Origin of the sequence: Streptomyces sp. NPDC094448 (assembly GCF_044763775.1) — a bacterium.
In the GTDB taxonomy this organism is placed as follows: Bacteria; Actinomycetota; Actinomycetes; order Streptomycetales; family Streptomycetaceae; genus Streptomyces.
Map to the genome: position 1 here is coordinate 69,789 of NZ_JBIWGU010000006.1, position 19,606 is coordinate 89,394.

Annotated in this window: 17 protein-coding genes; 3 read left to right on the forward strand and 14 right to left on the reverse strand. The window is 72.7% G+C overall.

The genetic code is table 11. The features are described from left to right. Positions 1 to 29: 29 nt before the first annotated feature. A complete protein-coding gene (locus ACIQ9E_RS13285) occupies positions 30 to 716 on the forward strand; it encodes a DUF5995 family protein (protein ID WP_403706345.1) in 687 nt (228 codons plus the stop codon). 145 nt (positions 717 to 861) lie between these two features. Here the strand turns inward: ACIQ9E_RS13285 and ACIQ9E_RS13290 are convergent, their stop codons facing one another. The 4 genes from ACIQ9E_RS13290 to ACIQ9E_RS13305 form a co-directional block, all read right to left on the reverse strand. Then, the gene (locus ACIQ9E_RS13290; RefSeq protein WP_403706347.1) at positions 862 to 1,029 is read right to left on the reverse strand and encodes a hypothetical protein; all 168 of its coding nucleotides are present in this window, start codon (positions 1,027 to 1,029) and stop codon (positions 862 to 864) included. 101 nt (positions 1,030 to 1,130) lie between these two features. Next, entirely contained in the window at positions 1,131 to 2,825 is a 1,695-nt protein-coding gene (locus ACIQ9E_RS13295) for a flavin monoamine oxidase family protein (RefSeq protein ID WP_403706349.1), read from the reverse strand. 500 nt (positions 2,826 to 3,325) lie between these two features. Next, positions 3,326 to 3,781, reverse strand: a complete 456-nt coding sequence (locus ACIQ9E_RS13300) for an Lrp/AsnC family transcriptional regulator (RefSeq protein WP_366261195.1) — start codon at positions 3,779 to 3,781, stop codon at positions 3,326 to 3,328. A gap of 227 nt (positions 3,782 to 4,008) precedes the next feature. Further along, a complete protein-coding gene (locus tag ACIQ9E_RS13305) occupies positions 4,009 to 5,475 on the reverse strand; it encodes a GuaB1 family IMP dehydrogenase-related protein (protein ID WP_403706351.1) in 1,467 nt (488 codons plus the stop codon). A gap of 308 nt (positions 5,476 to 5,783) precedes the next feature. Here ACIQ9E_RS13305 and ACIQ9E_RS13310 point away from each other — a divergent pair, with 308 nt between their 5' ends. After that, positions 5,784 to 6,632: a metallophosphoesterase family protein gene (locus tag ACIQ9E_RS13310; RefSeq protein WP_403706353.1), complete on the forward strand. Its 849-nt coding sequence runs from the start codon at positions 5,784 to 5,786 to the stop codon at positions 6,630 to 6,632. 88 nt (positions 6,633 to 6,720) lie between these two features. Here the strand turns inward: ACIQ9E_RS13310 and ACIQ9E_RS13315 are convergent, their stop codons facing one another. From ACIQ9E_RS13315 to fmt, 4 genes are all read right to left on the reverse strand, one after another. Beyond that, positions 6,721 to 7,701: a sugar-binding transcriptional regulator gene (locus ACIQ9E_RS13315; protein ID WP_403706813.1), complete on the reverse strand. Its 981-nt coding sequence runs from the start codon at positions 7,699 to 7,701 to the stop codon at positions 6,721 to 6,723. A 215-nt stretch (positions 7,702 to 7,916) separates the two neighbouring features. Continuing rightward, a complete protein-coding gene (rpe, locus tag ACIQ9E_RS13320; RefSeq protein WP_403706354.1) occupies positions 7,917 to 8,612 on the reverse strand; it encodes a ribulose-phosphate 3-epimerase in 696 nt (231 codons plus the stop codon). Positions 8,613 to 8,798: 186 nt separating this feature from the next. Next, positions 8,799 to 10,244 (reverse strand): RsmB/NOP family class I SAM-dependent RNA methyltransferase, encoded by a 1,446-nt coding sequence (locus ACIQ9E_RS13325; RefSeq protein ID WP_403706356.1) that lies wholly within the window; start codon positions 10,242 to 10,244, stop codon positions 8,799 to 8,801. A gap of 97 nt (positions 10,245 to 10,341) precedes the next feature. After that, positions 10,342 to 11,283 carry a methionyl-tRNA formyltransferase gene (gene fmt, locus ACIQ9E_RS13330; protein ID WP_403706358.1) on the reverse strand — a complete coding sequence of 314 codons (942 nt, stop codon included), beginning with the start codon at positions 11,281 to 11,283 and terminating at the stop codon, positions 10,342 to 10,344. 547 nt (positions 11,284 to 11,830) lie between these two features. Here fmt and ACIQ9E_RS13335 point away from each other — a divergent pair. Further along, positions 11,831 to 12,352 carry a hypothetical protein gene (locus ACIQ9E_RS13335; protein WP_403706359.1) on the forward strand — a complete coding sequence of 174 codons (522 nt, stop codon included), beginning with the start codon at positions 11,831 to 11,833 and terminating at the stop codon, positions 12,350 to 12,352. Positions 12,353 to 12,836: 484 nt separating this feature from the next. Here the strand turns inward: ACIQ9E_RS13335 and ACIQ9E_RS13340 are convergent, their stop codons facing one another. The 6 genes from ACIQ9E_RS13340 to ACIQ9E_RS13365 form a co-directional block, all read right to left on the reverse strand. Continuing rightward, positions 12,837 to 15,011, reverse strand: coding sequence for a primosomal protein N' (locus ACIQ9E_RS13340; protein WP_403706361.1), 2,175 nt, complete (start codon positions 15,009 to 15,011; stop codon positions 12,837 to 12,839). Positions 15,012 to 15,179: 168 nt separating this feature from the next. Continuing rightward, complete coding sequence (gene metK / locus ACIQ9E_RS13345) at positions 15,180 to 16,394, reverse strand: methionine adenosyltransferase (protein WP_403706362.1); 1,215 nt, start codon at positions 16,392 to 16,394, stop codon at positions 15,180 to 15,182. A gap of 334 nt (positions 16,395 to 16,728) precedes the next feature. Next, positions 16,729 to 17,961, reverse strand: coding sequence for a bifunctional phosphopantothenoylcysteine decarboxylase/phosphopantothenate--cysteine ligase CoaBC (gene coaBC / locus ACIQ9E_RS13350; protein ID WP_403706363.1), 1,233 nt, complete (start codon positions 17,959 to 17,961; stop codon positions 16,729 to 16,731). Between the two features lie 124 nt (positions 17,962 to 18,085). Next, on the reverse strand, positions 18,086 to 18,358 hold the full coding sequence (rpoZ, locus tag ACIQ9E_RS13355) for a DNA-directed RNA polymerase subunit omega (RefSeq protein WP_040916850.1): 273 nt from the start codon (positions 18,356 to 18,358) through the stop codon (positions 18,086 to 18,088). 113 nt (positions 18,359 to 18,471) lie between these two features. Further along, positions 18,472 to 19,044 (reverse strand): guanylate kinase, encoded by a 573-nt coding sequence (gmk, locus tag ACIQ9E_RS13360; protein ID WP_403706364.1) that lies wholly within the window; start codon positions 19,042 to 19,044, stop codon positions 18,472 to 18,474. 61 nt (positions 19,045 to 19,105) lie between these two features. Continuing rightward, entirely contained in the window at positions 19,106 to 19,429 is a 324-nt protein-coding gene (locus ACIQ9E_RS13365; protein ID WP_003956414.1) for an integration host factor, read from the reverse strand. Positions 19,430 to 19,606: the final 177 nt, after the last annotated feature.

Below are 19,606 nucleotides of genomic sequence, written 5' to 3' on the forward strand. Positions count from 1 at the left end.
ACCGTCGCGGCGGCTGGGACGCTGCCGCCATGGTCCGGATGGAACAGAGCGCGGCGGTCGGTGTGGCGGAGATCGCCGAGCGGATGCGGGCGCTGGCCGCCCGCTGGCCCGCCCGGGACGGTGTCGCCGTCTTCAACCGCGTCTATCTCGCGGTGACGGAGGAGGTGGAGCGGCGGATCGCACGGGGCGAGTTCCCCGACCGGCGGACTGCCGGCACGCTCGCGGTCCTCTTCGCCGGACGCTATCTGGCGGCGGTCGGACGGGCGGAGTCCGGTGACCGCCCGCCCGCCTGCTGGCGCCCCCTCGTCGAGTACCGGCGGCATCCCGGCGTACGGCCGCTCCAGTTCGCCCTGGCCGGGATCAACGCCCATATCGGGCACGATCTGGCGCTGGCGGTGGTCGACACCTGCCGGGCGCTGGACTGCGCCCCGGACGCACTGGAACGGGACTTCGACCGGATCGGGGAGGTGCTGGTCCTGCTGGAGGAGCGGATCAGGGAGGATCTGATGCCCGGTCCCGACCTGCTGGAAGTCGCCGATCCCCTCACCCATCTCGTCGGCGTCTGGAGTCTGGAACGGGCCCGGGACGCCGCCTGGTCCACGGCCGGACTGCTGTGGGGCGTACGGGAACTCCCCGGGCTGACGGGAGAGTTCACCGAACGCCTGGACACGGGCGTCGGGCTGGTGAGCCGCTGCCTGCTGACGCCGTGGCCGTAGGCCGTGTCCGCAGAGTCCCGCCCGGCCTGCGGACGGCGGTCCTTCGCGGACCGGACACACCCCGGGCCCGCTCTCGCGGATCCCGCCGGACTCGCCCGATCCGGAGGACAAGGACGCAACCCGACCCTGCCGGGCCGGCTGCCGGTCAGGCGTTGACGCCCGCGTCCACCGTGATCTCCGTGCCGGTGATCAGCCTCCCGCCGGGCCCGGCGCGATGGACCACCGTCGCGGCGATGTCCTCGGGGGCGAGGAAGCTCCCGAGCGCCGTCGACGCCCGCACCTCATCGGCGTCCTCACCTTCGGCGGGGTTCATATCGGTCGGGGTGGGGACCGGGACGCATCCGCGCCCCGGTCCCTCGGCCGGCCGGTCCGCGCTCGGACCCTCCGGCACCCCGGCCGTACCCGTACCGTCTCTCAGTCCTCCGGCAGTTCGACCGGCGCGATCTCCTCGTACACATCGCCCGGCCCCGGATTGGACGCGTCGGTACTGCCGCCGAAGTGGTGCATAACGCCCCAGACCGCGTTGAGCGCGGTCTGCACGGCGCCCTCGGCCCAGCCCGCGGTCCACGAGATGTCGTCGCCCGCGAGGAAGATGCCCCGCCGGCCCTCCGGCAGCCGGTCCTGCATGAAGTGGGTGAACAGCCGCCGCTGGTAGCGGTAGTGGCCGGGCAGATTGGCCTTGAACGCGCCCATGAAGTACGGCTCGTTCTCCCAGGACACGGTCACCGGGTTGCCGATGATGTGGCTGCGGATGTCGACGTCCGGGTAGATCTCGCCGAGCGACTTCAGCATCACCTCCATCCGCTCGTTCGCGGAGAGCGGCAGCCACTTCAGACTGTCGTCGCACCAGGTGTACGAGAGGCAGATGACGGCCGGCTTGTCCGGGCCGTCGTCCAGGAGGTACGTCCCGCGGGTCATCCGGTCGGTGAGCGTCATCGACATCGCGTCCCGCCCGGTCACCGGGTCCCGGTCCAGCCAGAACGGCCGGTCGACCGGGACGAACAGCTTCGACGACTCCATGTAGTGGGTGCGCTCGACGGCGGTCCAGTGGTCGATCGGGAGGAGCTCGTCGTCACAGGCGATCTTGGACAGCAGCATCCAGGACTGGGCGGTGAAGACCGCCGCCCGGTAGGTACGGATATCGCCTGAGGCGTCCGTGACGGTGATCCGGTTGCCCGCGGTCCGGTTGAGCCGGGTCACGGCCGGGCGGTGTTCGCCGCCCTCGTGGAGGGAGGCCAGGGAGGTGCCCTGGGGCCAGTGGACGATCTTCTCCGGCGCCCGCTCCCAGAGCCGCAGCGGCAGCTGCTGGCTCCCCTCGACGATGCCGCGGTGGTGGTCGTCGGCCTCCGAGTAGACGACCCGGAGGATCTCCAGGATGGAGTTGGGGAAGTCGGTGTCCCAGCCGCCGGTGCCGAAGCCGACCTGTCCGAAGATCTCCCGGTGGCGGAAGGAGGAGAAGGACTCGGAGGCGCAGAGGAAACCGTAGAAGGTCTGGTTGTCCAGCTTCTCCACCAGCCGGGCCCAGATCTCCCGGATCTTCGGTACGTCCCGCTCCCGCATCGCCCGGTTCATGGCGGTGAAGTCGGCGCCCTCCTCCAGACAGGCGTTCCACGCGTTCATCACATCGCGGTAGATCTGCGGGAGGTCGTCGACGGTCCGCGCGTAGTGCGACGTGCCCTTGAGGTCGACCACGGTCGACGGGGTCTCGGGCGCCAGCGGGTTGGGGAAGGGCCGGGTGGTGAGCCCCACCAGGTCGATGTAGTGCTGGAGCGCGGTCGACGACGGCGGGAAGCGCATGGCGCCCATCTCGGCGCTCAGCTCCGGGTCGCAGCCGTCGAAGCCGACGGTCCGCAGCCGTCCGCCGATCCGGTCGGCCTCGTACAGCACGGGCTTGAGGCCCATCTTCATCAGCTCGTACGCGGTGATGAGCCCGGAGAGCCCGCCGCCGATCACCGCGACCTCGCTGCCGTGCTCGGTGGCCGGGATCTGCCCGAGCCCGGCCGGGTGGGCGAGGAAATCGTCGTACGCATAGGGGAAGTCCGGTCCGAACATGGTGATCGGCGGCTGCGCGTCGGTGTGCTGGACGGCGGTGGGCACCGTGGACGTCATGGGTACGGACTCCTTGCGGGAACAGCGGGACTGCGGTGTCGAAGACGAGCGGTACGGACGGGGGTACGGAGAGGGGGTCCGGACGGGGTAGGGGATCAGCCCCGGGCGCCCGCGGCCGCCGCACGGGCCGCAGCCGTATCCCGCTCCGCCGGGTCCCGCTCAGCCGGGTTCGCCTCGACGGAACCAAGGGTTCCGGAGTTCCGGAGCAGGGCGGTGCGCAGCGGCGGCATGGGCTGACCTCGGGCGGTTCGCGGGGGAACGCCCGAGGGCGCTTCGTCTTCTGAGACGGTACGGTCCCGTCTCCGTCCGGGACAAGGCGCGACCGTTGCGTACGAACGGGCGATTCGTTGCGTCTGTCCGGCCCGTCGCGTCGATTCGTTGTGCGGGGGCGTCGTCGCAGGTCGTACGGGGTGCCGCCGCTCCGCGGAGAGGGCGGTTCAAGGGTTTCGGAACGGTAATCGCGGGTCGGCGGACCGGGGCCCGCGGGGCCGCCCGGAGGGTCAGGCGGACGGGCCCGAGGAGTAGCGGCGCAGCAGCGGGGAGAGCACCAGGACGGACTTGGTGCGCTCGACGAACGGCTCCCCCGCGATCCGCTCCAGCACCCGTTCGAAGTGGCGCATGTCGGAGGCGAAGACCTGGACGATCGCGTCGGCCTCGCCGGTGACGGTGGAGGCGGAGACGATTTCGGGGTAGTGCTCCAGGCCGCGTTCGATCGCCTCGGGCGAGGTGTTGCTGCGGCAGTACAGCTCGATGTACCCCTCGGTCTCCCAGCCGAGCGCGCCCGGATCGACCCGTACCGTGAAGCCGGTGATGGCCCCGGACTCGCGCAGCCGGTCGACGCGCCGCTTCACAGCGGGGGCGGAGAGGCCGACCTGCGCGCCGATATCGGCGTAGGAGCGGCGGGCGTCCTCGGCCAGGGCGTGGACGATGCGTTCGTCGAGATCGTTGAGTCGCACGGAGGGTGGTTCACTCTTCTTCGCTGGACCGGTCCTGAGCAGGGCGGCAGGCCGTCTCTTTCGGATCTTGCCGTCACCGCGGTGGAACGCAGTAGAACACACCGCCGGGCGGCGCGGCGCGGACCGCGCGGCGGACGGCCCCGGCGCCGGGGCACCGGGTCCCGCGGACCATGGCACGGCTCCGGCCCCGGGAGGTGTCCCGGGGCCGGAGCCGGTGTGGCGAAAGGTCAGTTCCAACTCGCGTGGAGCGGCTTGCCCTCCGCGTATCCGGCGGCGCTCTGGACTCCGACGATCGCCCGCTCGGCGAACTCCTCCAGGGAGCCGGCGCCCGCGTAGGTGCAGGAGGAACGGACGCCCGCGATGATCGAATCGACCAGGTCCTCGACGCCCGGACGGGCCGGGTCGAGGAACATCCGGGAGGTGGAGATGCCCTCCTCGAACAGGGCCTTGCGGGCCCGGTCGTACGCGGATTCGTCGCTGGTCCGGTTGCGGACCGCGCGGGCCGACGCCATACCGAACGACTCTTTGTAGAGCCGCCCGTCGGCGGTCTGCTGGAGATCGCCGGGCGATTCGTACGTACCGGCGAACCAGGAGCCGATCATCACATTGGAGGCACCGGCGGCCAGGGCCATCGCCACATCGCGCGGGTGGCGCACCCCGCCGTCGGCCCAGACGTGCTTGCCGTACTTCTTGGCCTCGGCGGCGCACTCCAGAACGGCGGAGAACTGCGGCCGACCGACGCCGGTCATCATGCGGGTGGTGCACATGGCACCGGGACCGACTCCGACCTTGATGATGTCGGCGCCCGCCTCGACGAGGTCGCGGACGCCCTCGGCGGACACGATGTTGCCCGCGACGATCGGGACCTCCGGGTCGAGGGAACGGACCGCGCGGACCGCCGCGATCATGCTCTCCTGGTGGCCGTGGGCGGTGTCCACCACAAGCGTGTCGACGCCCGCGTCGAGGAGCTGCTTCGCCTTGCCCGCCACATCGCCGTTGATACCGACGGCGGCGGCGATCCGCAGCCTGCCCCGGGCGTCCACGGCGGGGGTGTAGAGGGTGGCGCGCAGCGCGCCCTTGCGGGTGAGGATGCCGACGAGACGGCCTTCGGCGTCCACGGCCGGGCTGTAGCGGCGGTTGGCGTTGTCGAGGTGGTGGAAGGCCTCGCGGGGGTCGATATCGGCGTCCAGCACCACCAGATCGCGGGACATCACCTCGGAGAGCTGGGTGAAGCGGTCGACGCCGAGGAGGTCGGCATCGGTGACGACACCGACCGGCCGGCGGTCCTCGTCCACGACGACACCGGCCTCGTGGGCCCGCTTGGGCAGCAGCGCGAGGGCGTCGGCGACGGTCTGGTGCGGGGTGAGCACGATGGGGGTGTCGAGGACCAGATGGCGGGACTTCACCCAGGAGACGACATCGGTGACGACCTCGATCGGAATGTCCTGGGGGATGACGGCCAGACCGCCGCGGCGGGCCAGCGTCTCCGCCATCCGGCGTCCGGCGATCGCCGTCATATTCGCTGCGACCAGGGGGATCGTGGTGCCCGTGCCGTCCTTCGACGACAGGTCCACACCCTGGCGGGAACCGACGGCCGAGCGCCTGGGCACCATGAACACATCGTCGTAGGTCAGGTCGTAGGGGACCGAGGGGCTGGCGGTCAGCCGGCCCGTACCGGGCTCAAGAAAACGCATAAGTCTCACATTTTCAAGCGAAACGGAGCAGGTCACTCCCACGAACGACACAACAAAGAACCCCCGTGCTGTGTTTTCCTCCAAGGTCGCCCCGGTGGGGGCGGCCCCGGGGATGCGGGGGCTGGTGCGCAGGACCGTGGGCCTGCCTTACGTCGAAAGGTTACCCGAGATCGAACAGATCAGCGATGTTCCGCACCTCCGGCGGTCCCCGGCCGCCCTGCCCAGCCTGCCCGGCCTGCCGCCCGGTGATGCCGCCGGCGGCTCGTGTACCCGGCCGGTCGCGGAGGGTTGCGGTTAGGCTGGCGGACGTGGCGAAGACCGACGGAGCGTTGAGGGCGATCAGCGACCTGCATATCTCCTACGACGAGAACCGCGACATCGTGGCGGGGCTCAAGCCGAACTCGCCCGACGACTGGCTGATCGTGGCCGGGGACGTCGGGGAGCTGATGGCCGATATCGAGTGGGCCCTCGGCCTGCTGGCGGAGCGGTTCGCCCGGGTGATCTGGGTGCCGGGCAACCATGAGCTGTGGACGGTCAAGAAGGAGACCAGTCCGCTGCGCGGGGTGGCGCGGTACCGGGCCCTGGTGGAGCTGTGCCGCCGGATCGGCGTGCTCACCCCGGAGGACCCCTGGCCGGTCTGGACGGGCGCCGGCGGGCCGGTGCGGATCGCCCCGATGTTCCTGCTGTACGACTACAGCTTCCTGACCCCGGGGACGACAACGGTCGAGGAGTCGCTGGCCGCGGCCCACGAAGCCGGGATCGTCTGCACCGACGAGTTCTATCTCCATCCGGACCCCTACCCGGGCCGGGCCGAGTGGTGCGCCGCCCGGATCGAGGAGACCGAGCGCAGGCTCGACGAGGTCGCGGGTGATCTCCCGCTGGTCATGGTCAACCACTGGCCGCTGGTGCGGACGCCGACGGAGGTCATGACCTACCAGGAGTTCGCCCAGTGGTGCGGCACGGTCAGAACCGCCGACTGGCACACCCGTTTCGACGTCCGGGCGGTCGTCTACGGCCATCTGCACATCCCCCGCAGCACGGTGTACGACGGGGTGCCATTCGAGGAGGTGTCGCTGGGCTATCCCCGCGAATGGCACCGCTTCGGGCTCCGTGACGAACTGGCCCGGCAGATCCTCCCCCGCCCGCAGCAGCCCTGAACCGGGTCCGGAACGGCGAATCCGGCCGCCGGACCCCGCAGATACGATTCCGCGGTCCCGGGCTCGACTGCCCGGGACCACGGACCCCTCAGGCGTCGGGGTCGGCGCGCTCCAGCGCCGGGCGCAGTCCGGGCGGCGAGGTCAGCAGCAGATCGGCCGCCGCCGTGTCGGTGACCAGGCTGGTCACCAGACCGGACCGGAGTACGGCGCCGATCGCCTCGGCCTTGCGCTGCCCTCCGGCGATGGCGACGACCTCGGGGATCCGGCGCAGCCGGTCCGCCTCGACGGTGATGCACCGCTCGCCGAGATCGCGGCCGACCCGGCGGCCGTCGCGGTCGAAGAGATGCGCGGACATCTCCGCCGCGACGCCGTAGGAGGCGTAGCGGGCCCGCTCCTCGTCCGAGAGCATGTCGTGGACGGTGGAGATGCCCGCCTCCCAGGAGCCGATGGAGACGGCGGCCACCGTGACCTTGTCGAAGTAGTCGAAGGCCCGCGCGATCCCGGTCTGGTGGCGCAGCGCGGCAGCCGTCGCGGCGTCCGGCAGCAGCATCGGTGCGTAGATGGGGTGGGCGTCGCCGCCCGAGACCTGGGCGGCCCGGCGGACCGCCTCGACGGAGCCGCGTTCCGCGGTCCCCGCGTCGTACACCCCGGTGAGCTGGACGACGGTGCACGGCGGCAGCTTGTCGAGGGCCGCGGCCATATGGATCGTGGAGCGGCCCCAGGCCAGGCCCAGGACGTCCCCTTCGGCCACCAGCTCGCCCAGCAGATCCGCCGCGACCTCGCCCAGATTCTCCGGATCGGGCGATTCGTCGGCCTCCGCCGGGGATTCGACGACCACGGCGTGCCGCAGCCCGAACCGGGCCCGCAGCGCGTCGGAACGCTCGGCGTCCAGTTCGGCCGGGACCCTGATCTCGATCCGGACGAGATCCCGTTCCAGCGCGGTCTCCAGGACCCGTGCGACCTTGAAGCGGCTGACGCCGAACTCCTCCGCGATCTGGATCTTGGACTTGCCCTCCAGATAGAACCGGCGGGCCATCGCCGCCGCCTGGACAAGCTCCGCGGGTCCCATCCGCAGGGCAGACCGTCCTGCCGACCTAGCAGACACCGCGTCTCCTCACTCCTGTTCAGACTCCGGATCCGTCATCCTGTCAGATCCGGCCGCTGTCGATCGGCCCGGTCGGGCCGAGTTCATCTCCATGTGGTCCGGTGGTCGCCCGTGGTGACCTTCCGGGCCGGGTGGTACGTCCCCGGCGGGGCCGGCGGCCCCGCCCCGACGCCTCCAGGTCAGTGTGCGCAGGCCCAGCCCGCCGTGGCGACGGTCTGTTCGGCCGCTCCGCGCAGCGCGCGGATCGCGGCGGCCGGGTCCTCGGCGCCGTACACCGCGGAGCCCGCGACGAACACATCGGCACCGGCTTCCGCGCACCGCTCGATGGTCGAGGCGGCGACCCCGCCGTCGACCTGGAGCCACAGCTCCAGGCCGTGCTTGGCGATCAGCTCCCGGGTACGGCGGATCTTGGGCAGCATGATGTCCAGGAAGGCCTGGCCGCCGAAGCCCGGCTCCACCGTCATGATCAGCAGCATGTCCAGTTCGGGGAGCAGGTCCTCGTACGGTTCGATCGGGGTGGCCGGTTTGAGCGCCATCGACGCCCTGGCCCCCTTGGCCCTGATCTCCCTGGCCAGCCGGACCGGCGCGGCCGCCGCCTCCACATGGAACGTCACCGAACCCGCTCCGGCCTCCACGTACTGCGGCGCCCAGCGGTCGGGGTCCTCGATCATCAGATGGCAGTCCAGGGGGGTGTCGGTGGCGCGGCTGAGCGACTCCACGACCGGGACGCCCAGCGTCAGGTTCGGCACGAAGTGGTTGTCCATCACATCGACATGGAGCCAGTCGGCGCCGCCGGGGCCCCCCACGGCCTTCGCCTCCTCGGCCAGTCGGGCGAAGTCGGCGGAGAGAATACTGGGACTGATCTGTACGGCCATGGGCCAAGCCTGCCATGGACCGGGGTGGTTCCCCGCCTCCGTCCGCCCTCCGGTACGGAAAGAGCACTTCCGGCCATCGCATTCCCGGCAAGTCCGGCAGGACGGCGGCGGGCCGGGGGCCCCGGGCCGTCCGGATCCTTTCGGTGTCCGTACGGGCCGGGGTCCCGGCACCCCCGGCGCTGCCCGTCAGGCGGTACGCCGCAGCAGCGCCAGATACATGGCGTCCGTACCGTGCCGGTGGGGCCAGAGCTGGACGTCCGGGCCGTCCCCGAGGCCGGGGAGGTCCGGCATCAGCGGCCTGGCGTCGATCCACTCCGCACCGGCCGGAGCTTCACCGCCGCGGCCGCGCAGTACGTCGTCGACCACGATCCGGGTCTCCGCGAGATGCGGCGAGCAGGTCGCGTAGCCGACGACTCCGCCGACCCGGACGGCCTTCAGGGCCTCCCGCAGCAGGGACCGCTGGAGCGTCGCGAAGCCCTCGACGTCCTCGGGCCGGCGGCGCCAGCGGGACTCCGGGCGGCGCCGCAGGGCACCGAGACCCGAGCACGGAACGTCGACCAGCACCCGGTCGAAGCTGCCGGGCCGCCACGGCGGGCGGGTGCCGTCGGCGGTCACGACCTGGTACGGGCCGGGGTTCCCCGCCAGCGCCCGGGCGACCAGCCCGGCGCGGTGCGGCTGCTTCTCGGCGGCCAGCAGGGACGCACCGCGCTCCGCCGCCAGCGCGGCCAGCAGGGCCGCTTTGCCGCCGGGTCCGGCGCAGCCGTCCAGCCAGCGGCTGTCGGGGCCGTCGAGCGGGGCGCCGGCGAGGGCGAGCGCGACGAGCTGGCTGCCCTCGTCCTGGACCCCGGCACGGCCCTCGCGGACGGCGGGGACCGCGCCCGGTTCGCCGCCGTCCGCCATCCGCACCGCGTACGGCGACCAGCGGCCCGGCTCGGCCGCGTCCAGCTCCAGCAGTTCGGCGGGGGCGGCCCGGCCGGGCCTGGCGACCAGCGTCACCCCGGGCCGTTCGTTGTCGGCGGCCAGCAGCTCCTCGATGCCCGCGCGCGGGCCGCCGAGGGCGTCCCACAGGGCCGAGACGATCCACCGGGGGTGCGAGTGCACGACGGCCAGATGGTCCTCGGGGTCCTCGTCGTACGGCGGCGCCACCCGCTGGATCCAGGTCTCCAGATCGTCGCGGGAGATCTTCCTCAGGACGGCGTTGACGAACTTCGCCCGGCCGTCGCCCAGCACCACCCGGGCCAGCTCCACACTCGCCGAGACCGCGGCATGGGTGGGGATCCTGGTGCCCAGCAGCTGGTGGGCACCGAGGGCCAGCACATCGAGGACGGGCGGGTCGACCTCGCGCAGCGGCCGGTCGACGCAGGCGGCGATGATCGCGTCGTACGTGCCCTGGCGGCGGAGCGTCCCGTAGACCAGTTCGGTCGCCAGGGCCGCGTCCCGGTCGTCGAAGCCGTCGTTCTCGCGGGCCTTGCGCAGCAGCGGCGGGAGGACGAGGTTCGCGTAGGCGTCCCGTTCGTCGACGGCCCGCAGGGCGTCGAAGGCGAGGATCCGGACGGGATCCTTCACCGGGCGCCGGTGCGGCTTGGGGGGACGGGGCCGGCGAGCCCCCTGGGGGCGTGCCTGGTCGTTCAAAGGTGCTCCGCGGTATCTGATCAGTCGGGTTCGCTCCCAGGTTACGTCCGGCCCGGCGGCCGGGCCGCCGGGCCCCCGGACGCGGCCCCGGGCGGGGTCAGCCCGCGTCGGCGCCGAGGCGTTCGCCCGGGGTGATCCGTACACCGCGCGCCCAGTCCGCGGCCCGCATCGGCTTCTTGCCCTGCGGCTGGACCCAGAGCAGCTCCACGGCGTGCGAGCCGGTGCCGGTCCGGACGTCGTTCTTGCCCACGGCCAGCTCGCCGGGGGCCAGATCGGTGCGCGCCGGGTCGAGCGCCACCGAGACCAGCTTCAGCCGCTCGCCGCGGAAGACCGTCCACGCCCCGGGCGCGGGGGTACAGCCGCGGACCAGCCGGTCGACGCGGAGCGCGGGGGCGCGCCAGTCGACCCGGGCGTCGTCGACGGTGAGCTTCGGCGCCAGCGAGACACCGTCCGCGGGCTGCGGGACCGCGGTCAGGGTGCCGTCCTCGATACCGTCCATCGTGGCAGCCAGCAGTCCCGCCCCGGCGAAGGCCAGCCGGGTCAGCAGATCGCCACTGGTGTCGGCGGGCCGGACCAGCTCCGTCACCACTCCGTAGACCGGCCCGGAGTCCAGGCCCTCCTCGATGAGGAAGGTCGCGGCGCCCGTCACCTCGTCACCGGCGATCACCGCGTGCTGGACGGGGGCGGCGCCGCGCCACGCGGGCAGCAGCGAGAAATGCAGATTGACCCAGCCGCGCGCCGGAACGTCGAGCGCAACCCTCGGCAGCAGCGCGCCGTAGGCGACGACCGGGCAGCAGTCGGGCCCGATCTCCCGCAGCCTGGCCAGGAAGTCCTCGTCACGCGGCTTGGCGGGCTTGAGGACTTCGATCCCGGCCTCCTCGGCGCGCTGGGCGACCGGGCTGGCCACCAGCTTCCGGCCGCGCCCGGCGGGGGCGTCGGGCCGGGTGATCACCGCGGCGACCTCGTGTCGGTCGGAGGCGATCAGGGCGTCCAGGGCGGGGACGGCGACCTCGGGGGTGCCGGCGAAGACGAGCTTCATGGGTGGCTGACTGCCTCTCGGCTGTACGGGTGAGTGCGGAGGTACGGATACGGCACGGGCGGCGCACCAGTCTAGGTCGTCCGGTGGACCGCGCCGGGCTCACGGGCCGGGCGGCGCCGCCGGGCGCAGCGCGGCTCCCGGCGGTGCAGGTTTCCGGGGCCGGACCGGGGGGCGTACGGGAGCCCGTGCGCCGGGACGGTATGCGCTTACGCCCCCGCAGCGTGACCACAACGGCGGGTACGGCGTTGGTCAAGACAGATTGACCGATCTCCGGGGGGACGGCTCACGCGGTCGCCGGGGATCGGCCGACGCGGGCCGCTCCCCTGGGCCGTGTCGTCAAAATGGCGCCGTCCGCCCGAAGGGCGGGGCCTGCGGCTCCCCGGCCCGGCACTCGCAAGGCGGAGGGGTTTTCCTCGTACGGGACGTACGAGGGGCATCCCGGCAGCGCAGCGAGTGTGCGGGCCGGGCGTCGCGGGCCGGGCGGGATTTTGACGACACGGCCCAGGCGGCCCGGATCCTTTTCCACGCCGGTTCGAGAGGCTTCCCGATGGCCGACCACGCAACCCACGACGCCCAAGCCAGGGCAAGCCTGCACCTGTTGGTGCGGGACATCGAACGGGTCCGCCGGCAGGTGGACGCGTTGCGCACACTCACCGCCCAGCTCGGCAATGTGTACCGCCCGCGCCGCACCGGTCCCTCCACGGGCTTCGTCGTCTACGGCAGGGCCCCGGCGCCCACCGTCCGCCTCGCGCAGGAGCTGCGGGACAGCGTCGAGACCCTGGTGACGGCCGCGGTCGACTTCGACCGCTCGCTGGGTTTCTCCTGGGACGCGGTCGGTTCGGCGCTCGGGGTCACCAAGCAGGCCGTCCACCGGCGGTACGGCGCCCGGCGCTCGGCACCCACCGCGGTCGGGGCGGATCCGGAGCAGCAGCCGCACCCCTTCCCGGCCCCGGCCGCGCTGCCCGCGTCCGCGTCGGTCCCGGCGGCCCGGAGCATGCCGCCGCAGCCCCCGGCGACCCCGGCACCCGAACCACGCCCGGGTGCGTTCCCCGGCCCCCGCAACGGCTGACCCCCGGCCACGGGGAGCGCCCAGCCCTGCGGATGTTGCTGCCCGCCTACCGCCGGTCTGTGGCTGTCGCGCAGTTCCGCCCCCTGTGCCCAAGGGCATGGGGGGATCCCCGGCTACGCCTGGCGGCGTGGGGGACCTCCAGCGCCCGGGCCCCCCTTCCCGAGCCCGGTAACGGGGGGGCGCCCGGCGCAGCAAGGTCTGCCCCCGGCCACAGACCGCAGCTGGTTCTCGCGCGGTTCCCCGCGCCCCTGGGTACTCCTGCCCCAGGCCTTCGGCGCGTGCGGCTCCTGCACGTGTCGGGGCGGGGAGGCCGGAAAGGGGCGCTGGGGTTCCCCCTACGCCGCCGGGCGTGGCTGGGGGTCCCCCCACGCCGCCAGGCGCAGGGGGAGGAACTGCGCGACAAGCCACGGACCAGGGGGAGCCGGACGACAGCCCCCGTTGGGCTGGGCGCCCCCCGGGGTCGGCGGGGCACCGCGGGATGCGGCTAGCCGATGTCCAGGGGGTCGATACGGATCCGTACTTGGTCCGTGCCCCCACGCGTCGTCCGTGCCGCCTTGGCCGCCTTCAGGGCCCGCGCCAGGGCCGCCCCGCTCCCCGGCGGCACCCGCAGCAGCGCCCGTGACCACAGCTCCCCGACCGGGGGGTCGCCCGGACGCCTCGGCCGCCCCGGCGGGGGCTCGGGCAGCGGCACCGGCCCGAGGACCTCCGTCTCGGGCGGCAGCCCGGCACCGGCCACAAACGCGGCGACCGTGTCCGTCCGGCCCGTCACCGCCGCCATCCGGGACACCGGCGGGAACCCCAGCTCCGCGCGGTCCGCCAGCTCCCGCTCCGCATGGCCCACCGGATCCCAGCGCACCAGGGCCTGGACGGGCCGGAGTGTCGGCTCCGCGACGATGACCACCGCACCGCCCTCGGGCCCGCCCCGCACCAGCGCCGCCGCGTCCGTCCAGCGCCGCAGCGCCTCCTCGGACGACCGCAGATCGGGGCGGCCGAGCATGGCCCAGCCGTCCAGCAGCAGCGCCGCCGCATAGCCGCCCTCGGCGACCGGCTCGGCCCCGGGCGTGCTCACCACGAGGGCGGGCCGTCCGGGCACCGAGTCCAGTACGTGGTCGCGGCCCGAGGTGCGCACCGGCACCGCGGGGAACGTCCGCCCCAGCTCCTCCGCGGTCCGCCGGGCCCCGACCACCGAGGCCCGCAGCCGCGTGCCGCCGCAGGCGGGGCAGTGCCGGCCGGTGGCCTCCCGGCCGCACCAGCCGCAGCACAGCGCCCGTTCGTCGGGGGCCTGGAGCGGGCCGGAGCAGTGGTCGCACCGGGCGGGCGTACGGCACCGCTCGCATGCCAGCCGGGGCACGTACCCCCGGCGGGGGACCTGGACCAGCACCGGGCCGTCCTTCAGTCCGTCCCGCACGGTCTCCCATGCCAGCGTCGGGAGCCGGGCGGCCCGCGCCGCGCCGTCCCGCCCCAGCTGTTCGTCCCCGACCGTGCGGATCCGGGGCGCGGCGGCCCTGACCTGTTCCCTGGGGGCCCGCAGCGGCCGGGCCCAGCCGCTGCCGACGAGCTGGGCCGCCTCCACCGTGCAGCTCAGGGCGCCCAGCAGAAAGCCGCAGGACTCGTTGCGGGAGCGGAGTTCCAGCACCTCGCGGACATGGGGGAAGGGGGCGTGGTCGTCGCTGTGGCTGGGGTCGCCGTCGTCCCAGACGGCGACCAGGCCCAGGTCCCGTACCGGCGCGAACATCGCGGCGCGGGTGCCGACGACGGCGCGGACGGAGCCCCGGCGCACGGCGAGCCATTGCCCGTACCGCTTCTCGGGGCCGGATTCGGCGGTCAGCACGGCATGCCGCCCGGACCCCATCAGCGCGGTCAGCGCCTCGTCGATCCGGGCCACCCGGCGCCCGTCGGGAACGACGACGAGCGCGCCCCGGCCGGACGCCAGGGCGGCCACCACGGCCCGGGCCAGCTCCTCGGGCCAGTGGGGCCCCGGCAGCGCCGTCCAGGCCGCGCGCGGGCTCCCGCCGGCCGCTAGGGCCCGCAGGAACTCCGGCCCGCTGGTGTACCGCCGCCAGGACTCCGGGTCCGGCGGCGGGGGCGGCGGCAGCGCGGGCGCCGAGGGCCGGCCCTCGGCCCTGGCATTGCGCGGCGGCACCGCGAGCTGGAGCACATCGGCCAGCGAGCCCGCGTACCGGTCGGCGACGTCCCGGGCCAGTGCCAGCGCCTCCGGGCTGAGCACGGGCTCCGGGGAGACCACGTTCGCCAGGGCGGCGAGCGCCCCGCCGTAGTCCGATTCGGCGCGGCGCTCCACGAGGAAACCGTCGATCAGCCCACCGCCCTCACGGCGGCCCTGCCGCACCCGGCTGCCGCCGGCCCCGAACCGGACCCGGACCCGGACCCCGGGCTGCGCCTGGGCGTCCAGCTCCTTCGGCACGGCGTAGTCGAAGAACTGGTCGAGATGGAGCACGCCCTTGTTGACCACGACGCGGGCCACGGGCAGCTCGTCGGCGAGATCGGCACCGCGCCAGGTCCGCGGCTTGGCCCGGGGCACGTTCGCCCGCCGGACCGCGTCCCGGATCAGCGCCAGCTGTTCCGGCGCGGCCGGCTCCTCACCCGGGGCCGACCCGTCCTCCCTGCTCACGCCCGCAATTCTGGCAGAGCCCACTGACATCGAGAGCCCCGCCGCCGAGCAGGCTCCGAACCGCAGGCCGCAACGCACGGGACCCCGCCGCCCGGCGAGGGCGGCGGGGTCCCGTGGCGAGCCCGCGGAAACGCGAGCCCGCTCAGACGTGAAACCGTGAAACGCGTGAGACCGCGTGAACGCGCAGACTCCGCAGGCTCAGAGGCCCGCGGCGGTACGCAGCGCGGCCGTGCGGTCCGTGCGCTCCCAGGTGAAGTCCGGCAGCTCACGGCCGAAGTGGCCGTACGCCGCGGTCTGGGCGTAGATCGGCCGCAGCAGGTCCAGATCGCGGATGATCGCCGCCGGGCGGAGATCGAAGACCTGGGCGATCGCCGTTTCGATCTTCTCGACGTCGACCGTGGCGGTGCCGAAGGTCTCGACGAAGAGACCGACCGGCTCGGCCTTGCCGATGGCGTACGCGACCTGCACCTCGCAGCGCGCCGCCAGGCCCGCCGCGACGACGTTCTTCGCGACCCAGCGCATGGCGTAGGCGGCGGAGCGGTCCACCTTGGACGGGTCCTTGCCGGAGAAGGCACCGCCGCCGTGGCGGGCCATACCGCCGTACGTGTCGATGATGATCTTGCGTCCGGTGAGTCCGGCGTCGCCCATGGGGCCGCCGATCTCGAACCGGCCGGTGGGGTTCACCAGCAGCCGGTAGCCGTCGGTGTCCAGCTTGATGCCGTCCTCGACGAGCTGCTTGAGCACGTGCTCCACGACGAACTCGCGGATATCGGGTGCGAGCAGCGAGTCCAGGTCGATGTCGGAGGCGTGCTGCGAGGAGACCACGACCGTGTCGAGCCGGACGGCCTTGTCGCCGTCGTACTCGATGGTGACCTGGGTCTTTCCGTCGGGCCGCAGATAGGGGATGGTGCCGTTCTTGCGGACCTCGGAGAGCCGGCGGGAGAGCCGGTGCGCCAGGTTGATCGGGAGCGGCATCAGCTCGGGCGTCTCGTCGCACGCGTAGCCGAACATCAGACCCTGGTCGCCCGCGCCCTGCCGGTCGAGATCGTCTTCGCCGTCGGCACCCTCGACCCGCTTCTCGTACGCCACGTCGACGCCCTGGGCGATGTCCGGGGACTGCGCGCCGATCGACACCGACACTCCGCAGGACGCGCCGTCGAAGCCCTTCTTCGACGAGTCGTAGCCGATCTCAAGGATCTTGTTGCGCACGAGCGTGGGGATGTCTGCGTACGCCTGGGTGGTGACCTCGCCGGCCACATGGACCAGTCCAGTGGTGATCAGCGTCTCGACGGCGACACGAGAGGTGGGGTCCTCGGTCAGCAGGGCGTCGAGGATGGTGTCGCTGATCTGATCGGCGATCTTGTCGGGGTGACCCTCGGTCACGGACTCCGAAGTGAAAAGACGGCGGGACACATCGCTCCCTGGGGTTGCAGCGGCTGCTGGCTGATCATGGGTGGACCGGCAGGGGGCTGCGCCCCGCGACGTTCCGCACACCAGTTTATCCGCCACCGTCCGCCGTCAGTCCACCCGTCCCGATTCGTGAGAGCCGTGTGGTTGATCCCTGAGCTGCGGCGATGGGGCTGACCGGCCGAAGGAACGGCCGAAATCAGCCGTCCCGTCGGGATCCTTTCGGGCGTTTCCCCGGGGCGGGCGGAGACACAGGGGCCACCGGAGTGTCCTGCTGTCCCTCCGGGATCAGCCGCCCCGGACCGGTGGTGGGCGGGCTGCTGATCCGGGAGGGACGGCGTCAGTCCAGCCTGGGCAGGACCAGGTCCCAGACCGTATCGGCGAGGGCTTCCTTGGGCCCGTACGGCACCGGGGTCTCCGTACCGTCCTCGGCCAGCACCACGGCCTCGTTCTCCTCCGAGCCGAAGGTCCTGCGCTCCCCCACCTCGTTGACGACGAGCAGATCGCAGCCCTTGCGGCGGAGCTTCTCGCGGCCGTTGGCGAGCACGTCGTCCGTCTCGGCGGCGAAGCCCACGACCACCTGACCGGCTCGGGGCCGTTCGGCGGACAGCTCGGCGAGCACATCCGGATTGCGGACCAGCGCGACGGGCTCGGGCTCGACCCCGTCCTTCTTTTTGATCTTCCCGGTGGCGTAATCGGCCGGGCGGAAATCGGCGACCGCCGCCGCCATGACGACCGCGTCCGCGTCCACCGCGGCCGCCAGCACGGCCTCGCGCAGCTCCAGGGCCGTACCGACGGGGACCACGTCGACGCCCGCCGGATCGGGCAGGGTGGTATTCGCGGTGACCAGCGTCACCCTGGCACCCCGGGCGGCGGCGGTCCGCGCCAGCGCGTACCCCTGCTTGCCGGAGGAGCGGTTGCCGAGGAACCGGACCGGGTCGAGCGGCTCCCGGGTGCCGCCCGCGCTGACCACCACATGGCGGCCCGCCAGATCCGGCCCGGCGGCCCCCCGGGCCAGTACCCGGCGGCAGATCTCGAACAGCTCGCCCGGGTCGGGCAGCCTGCCCTTGCCGGTGTCGACGCCGGTCAGCCGGCCGACCGCGGGCTCGATGACGACGGCGCCGCGGCGGCGGAGCACGGCCACGTTCTCCCGGGTGGCGGGGTGTTCCCACATCTCGGTATGCATCGCGGGCGCGAAGACGACCGGACAGCGGGCGGTGAGCAGGGTGTTCGTCAGCAGATCGTCGGCGAGGCCGTGGGCCGCCTTCGCCAGCAGATCGGCGGTGGCAGGGGCGACGACCACCAGATCGGCGTGCTGGCCGATCCGGACGTGCGGCACCTCGTGCACCTCGGACCAGACCTCGGCCCGGACGGGGTGGCCGGAGAGGGCCTCCCAGGTCGGAGCGCCGACGAAGCGGAGGGCCGAGGCCGTCGGCACCACACGGACGTCATGGCCGGACTCCGTGAGCCGGCGCAGCAGCTCACAGGCCTTGTAGGCGGCGATGCCCCCGCCGACACCCAGCACGACTCGCGGCTTGTCGGACGATGCCTGCGGCTGATCCGGCCCGGCCATGGTCTCTCCCCACTCTCGGTTGTCACCACCCATGACACACCACAGGCCCGGCGGACTTCCCGCCGGGCCTGGTGATGGAGAGCTGCCGCGGACGCCCGTCCGGGCGCGTCCGGGCAGCGGTGAATCAGTTGGTCGCGCCCTCGACTGCCTCGGAGGTCAGCAGACCGGCGTTGATCTCGCGCAGCGCGATCGAGAGGGGCTTCTCGTGGACGTGGGTGTCGACGAGCGGGCCGACGTACTCCAGGAGACCCTCGCCGAGCTGCGAGTAGTACGCGTTGATCTGGCGCGCCCGCTTGGCCGCGTAGATCACGAGGCTGTACTTCGAGTCCGTGGCCTCGAGCAGCTCGTCGATCGGCGGGTTGATGATGCCCTCGGGCGCAGTCATGGAAGAGGACACGCTCTACCTTCCGAAAGAGGAAAAATGATGAACTCGGCCGGTTCGGCCGAAGGCGGAGGTACGTGGAGGGATCCGCGTCGCTCCGCCGGGTCCGGTGAGATCCCGCAGAAGGATCACTCGCCGGAAGACACCGCCACCAAGGCTAGCAGCTCACGCGCCACGTCCTCGACGGAGGTGTTGACCAGGGTCGTGTCGAACTCCGATTCGGCGGCCAGTTCGATCCGGGCGGCGGCCAGCCGCTCCTCGATCACCGCGGCCGATTCGGTGCCCCGGCCGGTGAGCCGGCGGACCAGTTCGTCCCAGCTCGGCGGGGCGAGGAAGACCAGCCGGGACTCCGGCATGGACTCCTTCACCTGCCGGGCGCCCTGGAGGTCGATCTCCAGCAGCACCGGCTCGCCCGCGTCCAGTCGGTCGAGGACCGCCCCGCGGGGCGTGCCGTAGCGGTTGCCCGCGAAGGTCGCCCACTCCAGCAGCTCGCCGTTGGCGATCAGCTTGTCGAATTCGTCGTCGGTGACGAAGAAATACTGGACGCCGTGGCGCTCGCCGGGGCGCGGCTTTCTCGTGGTGGCCGACACCGAGAGCCAGACCTCGGGGTGAGCCTTGCGCATATGCGCGACGACCGTGCTCTTGCCGACCCCGGAGGGGCCGGAGAGCACGGTCAGCCGCGGACGTACTTCTGCTGCCATGCAGCGATTATCCCGGTTCTCCGGAGTGTCCGGGACCGCCGCCCCGGACATCGGGAGGAGATCAGGCGGGGCCGCCGCCGAACTCCCGCTCCAGGGAAGCGATCTGGTTGGAGCCGAGACCACGGACCCGGCGGCTCTCGGAGATGCCGAGCCGCTCCATGATCTGCTTGGCGCGGACCTTGCCCACGCCGGGCAGCGACTCCAGAAGCGCGGAGACCTTCATCTTGCCGATGACGTCGTTCTCCTGGCCCTGCTTGATGACCTCGTGGAGCGAGGCGCCGGAGTGCTTGAGTCGATTCTTGACCTCGGCCCGCTCCCGGCGAGCCGCGGCGGCCTTTTCGAGCGCGGCTGCGCGCTGTTCAGGGGTAAGGGGCGGAAGAGCCACGCCTACGTCACCTCGGATGTCGAACTGTCGGATACGGACCGGTGAGGAACCTAGTCGCCCCACACCAGGCGAGCAACGAGCAACGCAGTGCTCGTGCCGCTCTTCGACGGAGACTAGCGGGCCGCACCGCTCCAGTCAGCGAGAACAGACGAAAAGTCCTGGTCAGCATCGACCGAC